The 14,516-nt window shown below is 64.7% G+C and carries 15 protein-coding genes; 4 read left to right on the forward strand and 11 right to left on the reverse strand.

Features of this window, described 5'->3' with window-relative positions; translation table 11 throughout:
* The first annotated feature begins 112 nt into the window (after positions 1-112).
* The 3 genes from AC5RUQ_RS13270 to AC5RUQ_RS13280 are packed head-to-tail and all read left to right on the forward strand — an operon-like array spanning position 113 to position 3,019.
* Complete coding sequence (locus tag AC5RUQ_RS13270) at positions 113-1,078, forward strand: carbohydrate ABC transporter permease (protein ID WP_493948131.1); 966 nt, start codon at positions 113-115, stop codon at positions 1,076-1,078.
* A gap of 2 nt (positions 1,079-1,080) precedes the next feature.
* On the forward strand, positions 1,081-1,983 hold the full coding sequence (locus tag AC5RUQ_RS13275; RefSeq protein ID WP_493947807.1) for a carbohydrate ABC transporter permease: 903 nt from the start codon (positions 1,081-1,083) through the stop codon (positions 1,981-1,983).
* Between the two features lie 19 nt (positions 1,984-2,002).
* Entirely contained in the window at positions 2,003-3,019 is a 1,017-nt protein-coding gene (locus tag AC5RUQ_RS13280) for a LacI family DNA-binding transcriptional regulator (protein ID WP_493947808.1), read from the forward strand.
* 91 nt (positions 3,020-3,110) lie between these two features.
* Here the strand turns inward: AC5RUQ_RS13280 and AC5RUQ_RS13285 are convergent, their stop codons facing one another.
* A complete protein-coding gene (locus tag AC5RUQ_RS13285; protein ID WP_493947809.1) occupies positions 3,111-4,151 on the reverse strand; it encodes a hypothetical protein in 1,041 nt (346 codons plus the stop codon).
* 282 nt (positions 4,152-4,433) lie between these two features.
* Between AC5RUQ_RS13285 and AC5RUQ_RS13290 the strand changes: the two genes are divergently transcribed.
* Positions 4,434-4,856, forward strand: coding sequence for a universal stress protein (locus tag AC5RUQ_RS13290; RefSeq protein WP_493947810.1), 423 nt, complete (start codon positions 4,434-4,436; stop codon positions 4,854-4,856).
* A gap of 192 nt (positions 4,857-5,048) precedes the next feature.
* On the opposite strand, the gene AC5RUQ_RS13295 is transcribed toward AC5RUQ_RS13290, so the two are convergent.
* The 10 genes from AC5RUQ_RS13295 to gcvT form a co-directional block, all read right to left on the reverse strand.
* The gene (locus AC5RUQ_RS13295) at positions 5,049-5,291 is read right to left on the reverse strand and encodes a hypothetical protein (RefSeq protein ID WP_493947811.1); all 243 of its coding nucleotides are present in this window, start codon (positions 5,289-5,291) and stop codon (positions 5,049-5,051) included.
* Between the two features lie 208 nt (positions 5,292-5,499).
* A complete protein-coding gene (locus AC5RUQ_RS13300) occupies positions 5,500-5,652 on the reverse strand; it encodes a hypothetical protein (RefSeq protein ID WP_493947812.1) in 153 nt (50 codons plus the stop codon).
* 70 nt (positions 5,653-5,722) lie between these two features.
* Positions 5,723-6,643: a formyltetrahydrofolate deformylase gene (gene purU, locus AC5RUQ_RS13305; protein ID WP_493948132.1), complete on the reverse strand. Its 921-nt coding sequence runs from the start codon at positions 6,641-6,643 to the stop codon at positions 5,723-5,725.
* 5 nt (positions 6,644-6,648) lie between these two features.
* Positions 6,649-8,139: a D-serine/D-alanine/glycine transporter gene (gene cycA, locus AC5RUQ_RS13310; protein WP_493947813.1), complete on the reverse strand. Its 1,491-nt coding sequence runs from the start codon at positions 8,137-8,139 to the stop codon at positions 6,649-6,651.
* Positions 8,129-8,962, reverse strand: coding sequence for a methylenetetrahydrofolate reductase (locus AC5RUQ_RS13315; RefSeq protein ID WP_493947814.1), 834 nt, complete (start codon positions 8,960-8,962; stop codon positions 8,129-8,131). Before AC5RUQ_RS13315 ends, cycA begins: the two co-directional genes overlap by 11 nt.
* A 36-nt stretch (positions 8,963-8,998) precedes the next feature.
* Positions 8,999-10,006, reverse strand: a complete 1,008-nt coding sequence (gene lipA, locus AC5RUQ_RS13320) for a lipoyl synthase (RefSeq protein ID WP_493947815.1) — start codon at positions 10,004-10,006, stop codon at positions 8,999-9,001.
* A gap of 13 nt (positions 10,007-10,019) precedes the next feature.
* Positions 10,020-11,447: an L-serine ammonia-lyase gene (locus AC5RUQ_RS13325; protein ID WP_493947816.1), complete on the reverse strand. Its 1,428-nt coding sequence runs from the start codon at positions 11,445-11,447 to the stop codon at positions 10,020-10,022.
* An 83-nt stretch (positions 11,448-11,530) separates the two neighbouring features.
* Complete coding sequence (gene glyA / locus AC5RUQ_RS13330) at positions 11,531-12,844, reverse strand: serine hydroxymethyltransferase (protein ID WP_493947817.1); 1,314 nt, start codon at positions 12,842-12,844, stop codon at positions 11,531-11,533.
* 11 nt (positions 12,845-12,855) lie between these two features.
* Positions 12,856-13,239, reverse strand: a complete 384-nt coding sequence (gcvH, locus tag AC5RUQ_RS13335) for a glycine cleavage system protein GcvH (RefSeq protein WP_493947818.1) — start codon at positions 13,237-13,239, stop codon at positions 12,856-12,858.
* A 104-nt stretch (positions 13,240-13,343) separates the two neighbouring features.
* Positions 13,344-14,510, reverse strand: a complete 1,167-nt coding sequence (gene gcvT, locus AC5RUQ_RS13340) for a glycine cleavage system aminomethyltransferase GcvT (protein ID WP_493947819.1) — start codon at positions 14,508-14,510, stop codon at positions 13,344-13,346.
* Positions 14,511-14,516: the final 6 nt, after the last annotated feature.

Consider the following 14,516-nt stretch of genomic DNA (forward strand, 5'->3'; position numbering starts at 1 on the left):
CGGTTCCGGGAGGGGCATCCCCAAGGCCCCTCCCGGAACCGGCACCACGTCGAATCCAGACAGGTTCGAATCCCACAAGCTCCAATCCACACAAGGAAGTGCACCCGTGGCAATGACCGTGACCAAGCCCGGTCCGGCGGCTGATACCGCAGCCGGACCCTCCAGGCGGGCGAAGAATTTCAAATCCCGGGTGCTCATCCCCTACGCGATGCTCGCCCCGGGCATCATCCTTTTCCTCGTCTTTATGGCCGCCCCCATCGTCTACACGCTGGTGCTGAGCTTCCAGAAGAAGAAGGTCAGTGGCCTGGGCCTCGGCAAGGGCTCCCAGAGCCAGGTGTTTGCGGGCTTCGAAAACTACGTCAGCGCCCTGACGGACCCGGAGTTCCTGGGCAGCGTGCTGCGCGTGATGCTGTACGGGCTCATCCTGATCCCGCTGATGCTCGGCTTCGCCCTGCTGTTCGCGCTCCTGCTGGATTCCCGCCGAACCAGGGCCGGCAGCTTTTCCCGCACCGCCATCTTCCTTCCCTACGCCGTGCCCGCAGTCATCAGCTCCCTTCTGTGGGGCTTCCTGTACTTGCCCGGCGTGAGCCCCTTCCACTTCCTGGCCCGGCAGTTCGGCGTCGCGCTTCCCTCGCTGCTGGACCCGAACCTCGTCACGTTCGCCATCTGCAACATCGCCCTCTGGGGCGGCGTGGGCTTCAACATGATCGTGATGTACACATCGCTGAAGGCCGTGCCCAGCGAAATCTATGAGGCAGCGAAGCTGGACGGCTGCTCAGAGGTCCAGACCGCCCTGCGGATCAAGATCCCCATCATCGCCCCGTCGCTGGTCATGACGGCGCTGTTTTCGATGATTGCCACGCTCCAGGTCTTCGCCGAGCCCACCACCCTGCGGCCGCTGGCCAACAGCCTCTCCACGAGCTGGTCCCCGCTCATGCTGGTCTACCGCGACGCCTTCACGCGTAACGACGTGTACTCAGCCGCCGCCACCAGCATCGTGATCGCCGCCGCCACCTTCATCATTTCCTTCCTGTTCCTGCGCGTTGTGCAGAAGCGGGCCTTCGGACAGGAGAACTGACCGTGACCATCCTGGCGCCCAGCCGCACCGAGAATACAAAGACAGTTCGCACCTCCAAGGGCGCAGTTTCGGCCCACGACAAGCCGAGCTACCTGTCCACCGGGATCCTGATCCTAGGCGCGCTGTACTGCCTGTTCCCTGTGATCTGGGTGGTGGCCGCCGCCAGCAAGGACGGCAACGAGCTGTTCTCCACCTTCACCCTGGCCCCCAGCACGCACCTGTGGGACAACATCGTTGCCCTCACCGAATACCGTGACGGGCTGTTCTGGCGCTGGATGGCCAATACCGCGTTGTACGCAGGCGTGGGCGCCATCGTCTCCACCTGGGTCTCCGCCCTCTCCGGCTATGTCCTGGGAAAGTTCGATTTTCCCGGCAAGTCCGGAATCTTCAAGGTGCTGCTGATGGGCGTGCTGGTCCCCGGTGTCATCCTGGCCATTCCCCAATACCTGATGCTCGCCCAGGCCGGCCTGACAAACACCTATTGGTCCGTGCTCCTGCCCCAGATCATCAGCCCCTACGGCATCTACCTCGCCCGGATCTATGCAGCAGCGTCGGTACCCGGCGATGTCATCGAGGCCGCCCGCACCGAGGGCGCCAAGGAAATGTACATCTTCAACCGGATTGCGGCCCCCATGATGCTGCCCGGCCTGGTGACCATCTTCCTCTTCCAGTTCGTGGCCATCTGGAACAACTTCATGCTGCCCTACATCATGCTCGGCGACGACCATTTGTTCCCGATCACGGTGGGCCTGAACGGGCTGCTGAACCAGGGCGCCTCCGCACCGGCCCTGTACACTCTGGTCCTGGCCGGCGCCCTGCTGTCGATCGTCCCGCTGGTCATCATGTTCCTGCTGCTGCAGCGCTACTGGCGGGTCGACCTCGCCGCCGGCGCTGTCAAGGCCTAGTACTGGATAGGCTTTGAAGATGACTCAACCCACCTCCCGGCCGAGGCCAAAGATTGACGACGTGGCCAAAGAAGCCGGGGTGTCCCGCGGCACGGTCTCCCGCGTGCTCAACGGCGGACACTGGGTTAGCCCGTCCGCTCTGGAAGCTGTCAACGCCGCCATCAAAAAGACCGGCTACCGAGTCAACCCGCATGCCCGGAACCTGGCCACCAACCGTGCCAACTCGGTGGCTTTCCTGCTGACCGAAACGCATGACCGCCTTTTCGAGGACCCGAACTTCGCGGTCCTCCTGCGCGGGGCGGCAGATGCGCTGGCAGTCCATGACATTCCGCTGGTGCTGATCCTGGCCGGCACCGACGACGAACAGCGCCGCGCCACCGACTTCCTCACGGCGGGCCATGTGGACGGCGTGCTGCTGGTGTCCTCGCATGCCACCCGGAAAGGGATCATCTCGGACATCATTTCCGCGGGCATCCCTGCCATCTCCTGCGGTATCCCCCTCGGGTTCGAGAAGAAAATGGGGTACGTGGCGGCCGACGATTACGAAGGGGCTCGGGACCTTCTGCGGTACCTGCATGATGCCGGCCGCCGGCGGATCGCCACGATCACGGGGCCGCAGGACACCTCCGGCGGCATCCGCCGGCTCGAGGCCTACCGCGACGACCAGGGCGCCGTCATTGATGAGGCGCTCATCGTCCACGGTGACTACAGCAAGGAGAGTGGGGCGAAAGGAATGCGCGAACTTCTCCGTCGGGCTCCTGATATCGACGCTGTTTTCGCTGCCAACGACCTGATGGCGATCGGTGCCCTGGAGGTGCTGCACGAGGCGGGGCGCCGGACACCCGAGGACGTCGCCGTCGTCGGGTTCGACGACATCAGCGCGTCCTCCACTGCAACACCGGCCCTCACCACCGTGCGCCAGCCCTTTGAGCGCATCAGCGAGGAAATGGTCCGCTTGCTCCTGGATGTCATCAACGGCAAGCGTCCCGCGGCCATCACCATTCCCACTGAACTGGTGGTCCGGGAATCAGCTTGACCTTTCAGCCGGCCACGTGAGAAACGGAAGCGGACGACGCCGGAACCTCCCGGCGTCGTCCGCTTCTTAGTTGCCGCTGCGGTTATTGCCGCTACCGGCTGAAGCGGACCTGCTTCCAGGATAGGACAGGGGCGCTGGACGCGCTGTTCCGCGACGCCGTGAACCGGACGTAGTGGGTAACGTCTTCTGCGCCGGCCACGGTGATGCGCTGCAGGTCATCCGCGGCCGGCAGGTCGTAAATGTCCAGCCATTCTGAGCCGGCCGCGAGCGGCTTGTCCGCGGCGAAGACGTGGCTGTCGCCGTTGATGAGATAGACCGGCCCGTCGAAGCGGTTCGTTTCCTCGATGATGGTCTTTACGATTTCCTTGAAACCAGACACCGAGTTCGGACTGGGCTTACGGCCGTTCAGGGGCGGGGGAGCGAACATGTCGGCCTGGGTCATCAGCACCACGGCACGAAGGTCCCCGCGCGTGGCGTCAGCAAACGTGTCGCGGATCTGGTCCACCGCAGCGCCAATCCGGTGATTCACGTCGGCCCGCTGCTCGGGGGTGGCGGTCGTCTTGCCCAGACCGCTCCAGGGCTGCAGCCCGTTGTTGCTGCCCTGGATGTTCAGCACGGAGAAGGCCACGCGGTTCTGGGTGAAGCGGACGTTTTCCGGAAGCCCGCGCCCTACCTGGGACCTCACGGACATGGCGGCACCGAGGGTGTTGCCGGGTTCGTCGAAGAACACTTCCCTCAGCGTGTCCAGCCGTTCCAGTGGGTTGTACGCGCCGTTGTCGATGCGGTGGCAGTCCACCCACTCGTTGTCGCCCGGCGTAAAGACCAGAGGGAGCTCAAAGGTGTCGAACTGCTCCCGGATCCTCGTAAAGTAGCCGTCGGAACAGGGTGACGTTCCGTTCTTGATGTCGCCCACGTGGGCCACGAAGTCAAGCCTGCTGTCCGCGTTGATGTCCTGGATGCGGTCTGGGAACTTGGCGACTTCCGCGTCGCCGTAGGGCATGTCCCCGATAACGCCGAAACTAAAGCCGTCGTTCTTGGGTGCTTTGTCCGCAGCGCCCGCGGGCGTGGACGCGACGAGACCGAGCGCGAGCAGGGCCGCCGTCGTCGTTGCAATTAGCGTTTTTGAAGTCATCAGTTTCGCCTGTCTGCTTACCGGGTGGCTACTTGTGCAGGTGATGAGGAGCTGCTTCAGCGCCTCGACATCGACGGTGTTGACGTAGTTTACTCCCGCGCCGAACGCTCGTTCCAGAGGTTTTTGCCTGCGGGGCCGGTCTTGGTGCTGCCTGGCAGTAGCGGGTCAAGGTCGGGGCTTTTCAAAGTGAGGCCACTCGAAAGATGATGTGGGGGCTTCAAGCCCAAGTTCCTTAGACTTGCCAGTGGACACAAGCCGCAACAAGGAACGAAGGAGCCATTAATGAGTGGAGTAGTTGTTGTAGGAGTGGATGGCAGCGAGTCGGCCAGGAAGGCTGCGGAAACTGCAAGGGACCTGGCGATGTCCCTGGGAGCGTCCCTTCACATCGTGACCGCATTCGAGTTTGAGACCGCCGAGACCTTCGGCGCAGGGTCTGACAAGGTCAGAATCTCGAACGCCGACAGTGCCGAACACGTCGCGAGGTCATTGGGTAACTCGGGACAGGGCCTGGAGATCACCCACTCTGCCGCCCGCGGCAAACCGGCTGATTCGCTGATCAAGGAAGCCATCCGACTGGACGCCCGACTGATAGTTGTGGGCAACCGCAGGATGCGCGGCATCGGCCGGCTCCTGGGCAGCGTCGCCAACAGCGTGGCGCACAACGCCCCCTGCGATGTCTACATCGCCAACACCTACGAGGACTAACAGCTTAGCCAAGCGAGCGGCCGACGGCGGAACGTCCCGCCGTCGGCCGCTTGCGTTTCGCAGCAGGAAAGTGCGGGCCACCTGGACCAGTGGTATTGCCCCTCCACCACGTAGTGGTCGGGAGCCATGCGCCCAACACGGCCAGCGCACTGATCCAGGTTGTTCCCTGCCGTTTCAGGCCCGCACGGTTACCTAGCTTGAGACGTCCTTTTCGATTTCCTCGGCGAGGTCATCCACCTCTTCCGGGCGCAGTTCGATGCCGGCCTCCTCAAAGCGTTCCTCGAGCACATGGCTCACGTCATCCTCCACGTGGCCCAGCCGAATTTCGTCGCGGATCTCGTCGGCGATGCTTTCAGGAGTCTCCGTATGGGCTGTGTCCTCCACAGTTTCGTCGTCGTCAAAGGGGGCGCTTGAGGTATCGGCTGAGTCAGTCATAACTCATGGTTACCGGTTGCCGGTGAACGGTCAATAACCCGGCGCGCCCAAGGTGAAGCGGCCGACGGCGGCCCCTCCCGCCGTCGGCCGCTTCCGTCAGTTCCCGAAAGTGAGCGCCTGCGCGACGGTAACGGCGATCAGGGCAAGGAACGTGGCAGCAACCGCCCACGCTTCCAGACGCTGCCGCACGGTCCTGCGCTTTGACCCGTTACCCGTTGATCTCCACTTGCACATAGTCCTCCCGAAGGAACATCCGGCGTTCCTGCCAGCCGTCAAGTACAACCCAAATGATCGAGCCATCGGGCGTGGCGGTGTCCACAAAGCCCGAGCCGATAGGCAGCCCGTGCTGCGAAAGCCGCACCCGCTGCCCCCTCGGCAGGGCGTTCCACGACACCCGCCGCCACTGTTGCCCGCCCGCCGCGTTCACGGCACTACCGCAGGATGACCGTGCGGTTGCCCAGCAGCAGGATCCTGCCCTCGCAATGCCAGCGGACGGCGTTCCGCAGCGCCACGCACTCGGCGTCCCGCCCTGCCGCCACCAGGTCCTCAGCGGTGTACGTGTGGTCCACCTCGATGACCTGCTGGGCGATGATCGGACCCTCGTCCAGTTCCGCGTTCACGTAGTGCGCGGTGGCCCCCACAGTTTTGACGCCCCGTTCATACGCCTGGTGGTACGGCTTGGCCCCCTTGAAGCTGGGCAGGAACGAGTGGTGGATGTTGATGGTCCGGCCCGCGAGCTTGGCGGAGAGCTCGTCGCTGAGCACCTGCATGTAGCGGGCCAGGACCACAAGTTCGACGTCGAGCTCGTCCACAAGGTCCAGGAGCCGGGCTTCGGCGGCGGGCTTGGTGTCCCTGGTGACCGGCACGTGGAAGAACGGTATGCCGTCCCACTCCACCAGGCTTGCCTGGTCCGGGTGGTTGGACACGACGGCGACGATCTCCACCGGGATATCGCCCGTCCGCGCCCGGAACAGCAGGTCGTTGAGGCAGTGCCCCATTTTGGACACCGTCACCAGCACGCGGCGCTTGCGGCCGTGCGGCTCCAAATGCCAGTTCATCTGCCATTGATCGGCCAGCGGCGTGAAGCGGGCGCGCAGGTCCTCGGTGCTGAACGGCTGCTGCTGCGGACCAGGCCCGGAGGCGAAGTGCACCCGCATAAAGAAGTGCCCCTGGGCCTTGTCCCCGTACTGCTTGATGTCGATGATGTCGCAGCCGTGCTCCAGCAGGAAGGCCGAAATCGCGTGGACAATTCCCGGGGATTCCACGCAGTCAACCGTCAGTACATGCTCGACGGCGGCACGACGTTCCGCCGTCGAGGCACCCTTGGCAGGGGTTGAAACGGGCGTTACCAGGGTGCTCACTTATTCACCCCGTCATTCAACGCGCCGTCAAAGTCCCGCCCTATGGCTGACGCTTCAGCATCCATATCCTGCGCCAGCTCCGACTTGAACGTAGCGTAACGGGCCAAGTGAGCAGGCCGCCGGCGCAGTATCAGCCACGCGGCGCCGAGCACCAGGAACCAGACCGGCGTAACCAGGAGCGCCAGCAGGGTGTCAGGCTGCGTGGTCAGCGCCCACAGAACGAAGGCGAAGAACGCGAACACCACCCAGACCATCGGCACGCCGCCGGGCATCCGGTACTTCGAGCCCTCGTGCAGCTGCGGGCGGCGGCGCCGGAACGCCAGGTAGCTGGCCAGGATGATGGACCAGACGAACACAAAGCAGACGGCGGACACCGTGGTCACCATCTCAAAGGCCTTGCCGATGTCCTGGCCCGCGTACATCAGGATGACGCCGGAGAGCAGCAGCACGCAGGAGAGGAACAGGGCGTTCTGCGGCACTTTTCGGGTGGACAGGTTGCGGAAGACCGACGGCGCGTCCCCTTCCTGCGCCAGACCGTAGACCATGCGGGAGGTGGAATAGATGCCGGAGTTGGCCGAGGACATGGCCGAGCTGAGCACCACCAGGTTCACGACGGTGGCCGCGGCGCCGAGGCCGGCCAGGGAGAACATGGCGATGAACGGGCTGTGGCCAGCCTGGAACTGGGTCCAGGGGGTCACTGACATCAGGATGATGAGGGCGCCCACGTAGAAGAGCAGCACGCGGATGGGGATGGAGTTGATGGCCTTGGGCAGGTTCTTCTCCGGGTCCTTCGCCTCAGCCGCCGTGGTGCCCACCAGCTCGATGCCAACAAACGCGAACACAGCGATCTGGAAGCCGGCCACAAAGCCCATGAACTCGTTCGGGAACATGCCGCCGTGGCTCCACAGGTTCGTGAAGGTGGCAGGGCCGGCGTCGGACTGGAAGCCCGTGAAAATCATGAACATACCCACGATGATCAGCGCCGCGATGGCAATGATTTTGATCAGCGCGAACCAGAATTCGGTCTCGCCGAACGCCTTCACCGTGACGAGGTTCAGGAGCAGCAGGATCGCCACGGTAGCCAGGCCCGGGATCCACAGCGGGAGTCCCGGCCAGAGTTCCTTGGAGTAGCCGGCGATCGCGATGACGTCCGCGATGCCCGTGATCACCCAGCAGAACCAGTAGGTCCAGCCGGTGAAGAAGCCCGCCCACGGGCCCAGCAGGTCCGCGGCGAAGTCGCTAAAGGATTTGTAGTTCAGGTTGCTCAGCAGCAGTTCGCCCATCGCCCGCATGACGAAGAACAGCATGAAGCCGATGATCATGTACACAAAAATGACGGACGGTCCGGCCGCGGAGATGGTTTTGCCCGAGCCCATGAACAGGCCCGTGCCGATGGCGCCGCCAATGGCGATCAGCTGGATGTGCCTGTTGGTGAGCTGCCGCTCAAGATGCGGCTCCTGGTGGGGCGTTACAGGGTTAGTTGTCACGTGCTGCTCCTCGGATCAATGCTGTCTGGAGTGCTGAAGTGGCCGCCTGGTCCGGGCCCGCAGGCAGGGGATCGAGGCTGTTGAAGCTGTAAAGGTGGATGCCGGCGATGGTGCCGGGCTGGCTTTCGAGGCCGGTGATCAGGCTGTCCGGCGAGTAGCGGTCCCCGCTCAGGAGTTTGCGGGCCAGCGGGCCCTTGCGGCTGAGGAACTTCAGGGAGCTTCCGACGCCGATCTGCCTGGACAGTGCCACCAGCTTGGTCCGCGGGACGGACCCGGCCACGCCCGCCCAGACAGGCAGGTGGACGCCCTCACGGCGCAGGAGCGCTGCGTAGTCTTGGATCTTGCCGGCGGAAAAGCACATCTGGGTGACCACATGCGAGGCGAGGTGTTGCTTGGCCAGAAGTCCGTCCAACAGGTCCAGCGGGCTGACGAGGGGATGGCCTTCCGGATAGCCCGCGACGCCGGCCCGCATCATTCCGCTGCTGTACTGGGCAATGTCCTCCAGCACGGAAAGGGCGGAGCCGTAAATGCCGGCGGGCTGCTTCCGGTCGCCGCCGATGACGAACACTTCGCGGATGCCCGCGGCATCGCAGCCGCGGACAATCTCGGTGAGCTCGGCCCGGCTGCGGATGCTCCGCGCCGCGAGGTGCGGGATTACCTTGTACCCGGCGTCGCTCAGCTCCACTGCCGTGCGCATGGTCCGCTCGATGCCGTGGTGCGGCAGGCATGTCACGCTCAGCGTGGTGGTCGTGGGCACCAGGGCCTGGGCCTGCTCCACGATTCCCGAGGATGGGATGATTTCGATTCGGACGGGGAACATCATTGGTCCTGTCTGTGCATCAGGGTGGGTATTCCCAACTCAGGCTGTGGCTGCGAGAAGGGAACTGGCTTCCTGGCGGGTGGTGCCGGAGGACTCGATGTGGGCCAGTTCTGCCGGGATGTCCCAGCCCTTCTTCCGCATCGCGGTGGCCCAGAGCCTGCCGGCGCGGTAGGAGGAACGGACCAACGGGCCACTCATGACGCCGAGGAACCCGATCTCGGTGGCCTCGTCCTGCAGGTCCACGAATTCCTGCGGCTTGACCCACCGGTCCACCGGCAGGTGCCGCTCGGACGGGCGCAGGTACTGGGTGATGGTGATCAGGTCACAGCCTGCCTCGTGCAGGTCCCGCAGCGCTTCGGAGATCTCCTCGCGGGTCTCGCCCATCCCCAGGATCAGGTTGGACTTGGTCACCATGCCCAGGTTCCGGCCCTGCGTGATCACATCCAGGGAACGCTCGTAGCGGAACGCCGGCCGGATCCGCTTGAAAATCCTGGGCACGGTCTCGACGTTGTGCGCGAACACCTCGGGCTTGGAGTCGCAGATCGCTTTGATGTGTTCAGGTTTGCCGGAAAAGTCGGGGATCAGCAGCTCCACCCCGGTGCCCGGGTTCAGTTCATGGATCTTGCGGACCGTCTCGGCGTACAGCCACACGCCCTCGTCCTCGAGATCGTCGCGGGCCACGCCGGTGACGGTGGCGTAGCGCAGCTGCATCGCCTGCACCGACCTGGCCACCTTGGTCGGTTCGAACCGGTCCACCGGGGAGGGTTTGCCGGTGTCGATCTGGCAGAAATCACACCGCCGGGTGCACTCGGACCCGCCGATCAGGAACGTGGCTTCCTTGTCCTCCCAGCACTCAAAGATGTTGGGGCAGCCAGCCTCCTCACACACCGTGTGCAGGCCTTCCTTCTTCACCAGGTTCTTAAGCTGGACGAACTCCGGCCCCATCTGGACCTTGGCCTTGATCCAGTCCGGCTTCCGCTCCACCGGGACAGCAGAGTTGCGCTGTTCAACGCGCAAAAGCTTCCGGCCTTCAGGTGCCAATGTCATTAGTCTTCTTCCTTCAGCATTCGACGACGTTGACGGCGAGGCCGCCCATGGCCGTTTCCTTGTATTTGGAGCTCATGTCCTTGCCGGTCTCGCGCATCGTGATGATGACCTCGTCCAGGGACACCCGGTGGGACCCGTCGCCCCAGAGCGCCATCTTCGCGGCATTGATGGCCTTCGCTGCAGCGATCGCGTTGCGTTCGATGCACGGCACCTGCACCAGCCCGCCGATCGGATCACAGGTCAGGCCCAGGTTGTGCTCCATCGCGATCTCCGCGGCGTTTTCCACCTGCGCAGGGGTCCCGCCCATCACCTCGGCCAGCCCCGCCGCAGCCATCGACGACGCCGACCCGACCTCGCCCTGGCAGCCCACCTCGGCCCCCGAGATCGATGCCTGCTCCTTGTACAGCACCCCGACGGCGGCGGCGGCGAGCAGGAACTTCACCACCACGTCCTCGCGGTCCTCCTGCGTCGCGTTCTCCATCCCCGGCGCAAAATGCAGCGCGTAATACAGCACCGCCGGGATAATCCCGGCAGCCCCGTTCGTGGGCGCGGTGACCACGCGGCCGCCGGAGGCGTTCTCCTCGTTCACGGCAAGGGCGATCAAGTTAACCCACTCCTGCCAATACTTCGGGTCGTGGAAGTCCTCGTCCTGGCCTTCACCGTCAGGCCGGGAGCTTTCCTTCTGGAGCCGCTCGTACCAGTCAGGGGCACGGCGGCGGACCTTCAGCCCGCCCGGCAGAACGCCTTCACGCTTCAGGGATGTGGCAACGCAGCCCTCCATAACGGAGTAGATATGCAGCAGGCCCGCCCGGATTTCCTCCACAGTGCGGCTCTCTTCCTCATTGACCCGCATCACCTCGCTGATGCCCAGCCCGGTCTCCCGGCAGTGCTCCAGCAGTTCGGCGGCGGTACGGAACGGCAGCGGCAGTTCCTTTTTGGATTCCTCCAGCTCCTGCTGGGCCGCGTCCTCCTCCCCCTCACGCACAATGAACCCGCCGCCCACGGAGAAGAACGTGGCAGTGTGGAGGATCTCGTCCTCGGCATCAAAGACGGTGAACGTCATCCCGTTGGTGTGCCGCGGCAGGATGGTCAGCGGCCGCAGCACCATGTCCTTCACCCCATACGGCAGCGGCACGGCACCGGCCAGCTGCAAGGTCCCAGCGTCGGCGATCGCGGCCAGGCGTTCCTCCACCTCGTCCGGCAGGATCAACTCCGGATGAAACCCCTCCAGCCCCAGCAGGATCGCCGTCATGGTCCCGTGACCGTGTCCCGTCGCCGCGAGCGACCCATACAGATCCACCCGAAGCGAGGCCACCCGGTCCAGGGCACCGGCGGATTTCAGCTCCTCCGCGAACACAGCAGCAGCCCGCATCGGCCCCACGGTATGCGAACTCGAGGGGCCAATACCAATAGAGAAAAGGTCGAATACGCCAACGGCCATGGTGGGATTCCTTACTTGACGTGTAGCGGGCGGATAGAGCGTCACCAAGGCGACGTGGGCACGAGGGGCCGGCGGAGCCAGCCTCAGGACAGTGGTGCTACGCCCGGGTAGAGCGGGTGGGCTTTGGCGAGGGCCTCGACGCGGTGACGCAGCCCCGAAAGGTCCGCGTCGGCGTCGGCCGTCAAAGCTTCGGCGATGATGTCGGCAACCTCGCGGAAGGCAGCTTCGCCGAAGCCACGCGTGGCGAGCGCCGGCGTGCCGATCCGGAGGCCGGAGGTGACCATCGGCGGGCGGGGGTCGAACGGGACTGCGTTGCGGTTAACCGTGATGTCGATGGCCGCGAGGCGGTCCTCGGCCTGTTGCCCGTTGAGCTCGCAGTTGCGCAGGTCAACGAGGACCAGGTGCACGTCGGTGCCGCCGGAGATCACGCTGATGCCCTTGGCGGTGACGTCGGGCTGGACCAGGCGCTCGGCCAGGATCCGGGCGCCGGCGAGGACGCGCTCCTGGCGCTCCTTGAACTCGGCCGAGGCCGCGATCTTGAACGCGACGGCCTTGCCCGCAATGACGTGCTCCAGCGGCCCGCCCTGCTGGCCGGGAAACACAGCCGAGTTGATCTTCTTGGCGATGTCGGCGTCGTTCGTCAGGATGATGCCTCCCCTCGGACCGGCGAGGGTCTTGTGCGTGGTGGACGTGGTGACATGCGCGTGCGGCACCGGCGACGGGTGCAGCCCGGCGGCCACTAGCCCGGCGAAGTGCGCCATGTCCACCATGAGGTAGGCGCCCACGGAGTCGGCGATGCGGCGGAACTCGGCGAAGTCCAACTGGCGGGCGTAGGCAGACCAACCGGCCACGATCAGCGCGGGCTTGGTCTCCTCCGCCAGTCGCTCCACCTCGGCCATGTCCACGGTGTGGGTGTCCTCGCGGACGCCGTACGGCACCACGTTGTAGAGCTTGCCCGAGAAATTGATCTTCATGCCGTGGGTGAGGTGGCCGCCGTGTGCCAGGTTCAGGCCCATGATGGTGTCGCCCGGCTTGATCAGCGCGTGCATCACCGAAGCGTTCGCCTGCGCGCCGGAGTGCGGCTGAACGTTGGCGAACTCCGCGCCGAACAGTGCCTTGATGCGGTCAATGGCGAGCTGCTCCACGACGTCCACGTGCTCGCAGCCGCCGTAGTAGCGCTTGCCCGGGTAGCCCTCGGCGTACTTGTTAGTCAGCACCGAACCCTGCGCCTGCATCACGGCGACGGCGGTGTGGTTCTCGGAGGCGATCATCTCCAGGCCGTCACGCTGGCGGGTGAGTTCGTCGTCGATTTTTGCGGCGATTTCGGGGTCCAGCGCGGACAGGTCTGCGTCCAGGGACGGGGAGACGACCTGCTCGAAGGCTGCTGTTGTGGTCATGCCCGCGCCGCTCACAGCTCGCCGCCGTTGGCAGCCGCGTACTCTTCGGCGGACATCAGGGGGCCTTCTTCGGTGACGGCCACCTTGAACAGCCAGCCTGCGCCGTAGGGATCATTGTTGATCAGGGCGGGGTCGGAGACCACTTCGTCGTTGATCTCCACAACCTCGCCCGTGACCGGCGCGTAGAGGTCCGAGACGGACTTGGTGGATTCGACCTCGCCGCAGGTCTCCCCCGCGGTGACCGTGGAGCCGACCTCCGGCAGGTCCACGTACACGATGTCGCCCAGTGCCTCGGTGGCGACAGCCGAGATGCCAATGTTGGTGGGGCCGGATCCGTCAGCAGCAACCCACTCGTGCTCGGCGGAGTACTTCAGTTCAGCAACAACTTTTGCCATGTGTATTTCCTTAGGTTCGTGTTTCAAACGTGAGAGAGCGTTAGGCCAAACCCGGCATCAAATGCGAGAGCGTTGGGACAAAACGCGCATTAAGTGAGAGAGCGTTACTTCTGGCGTTTGTAGAACGGGAGCTCTACTACTTCGAAGGGTTCCGGCTTGCCGCGGAGGTCGATGTCCAGGGCGGTGCCGGGTGCGGCGTGTTCGACGTCGACATAGGCCAGGGCGATCGGATAACCAAGGGTGGGGCTCGGCTGGCCGGAGGTCACCTCGCCCACGACGTTGCCGTTTTTGAGGACCGGGTAGTGGCTGCGGCCGGCGCGGCGGCCCAGGCCCTTGAGGCCCACCAGCTTGCGGCCGGAGGTGGAGCCGGCGCCCAGTTCCTTGAGCTCGGCCAGCACAGCCCTGCCCACGAAGTCCGACTCCTTCTTGAGTGAAACCACGGGGCCCAGGCCTGCGGCGTACGGGTTGCCCTCGCGGGAAAGCTCGTTGCCGTAGAGCGGCATGCCGGCTTCGAGGCGGAGCGAGTCGCGGCAGGCCAGCCCGGCGGGGATGAGCCCGTGACCCGCGCCAACTTCCAGCAGCGCGTCCCACAGGCCGGCGGCATCCTCGTTCGGGATGTAGATTTCGAAGCCGTCCTCGCCGGTGTACCCGGTGCGGGCGAGCAACAGCTCCTGTACTGTGCCGTTGACGGTGATCCCTACCTCCACAGCGGCGTAGTACTTCAGCTCCGTCACCAGCGAGTGCTGTTCAGCAGGGACCAGCTGGAGCAAAATGGCCTCTGCGTTCGGCCCCTGCACTGCGATGAGGGAGGTCCCGGCGGAGACGTCATCCACAACGACGTCGAAGGCGGCAGCCCGCTCGGCCAGTGCTGCGGCAACTACCGCAGCGTTGCCGGCGTTGGGCACCACCAGGTACCTGGCAGTTCCATCCGCAGCCGCAGGAAGGCGGTACGTGATGAGGTCGTCGATGATGCCGCCGTCTTCCTGGCAGATCAGCGAGTACTTCGCTTTGCCTACCGCCACCGCGGACAGCTTGCCGGCCAGGGCGTAATCGAGGAAAGCCCCGGCGTCGGGACCGGTAACCCAGACTTCCCCCATATGGGAGAGGTCGAACAGCCCTGCTGCGTTGCGGACGGCGTGGTGCTCGGCCAGCTCGGAGCTGTACTTCAGGGGCATCTGCCAGCCGCCGAAGTCGGTGAAGGAGGCGCCGGCGATCTTGTGCTGCTCGTACAGCGCTGTGTAGTTCTCAGGCGCGGTGTAGTTCTCAGTCATCGAAAA

Source organism: Arthrobacter sp. MDT2-3 (assembly GCF_059090465.1).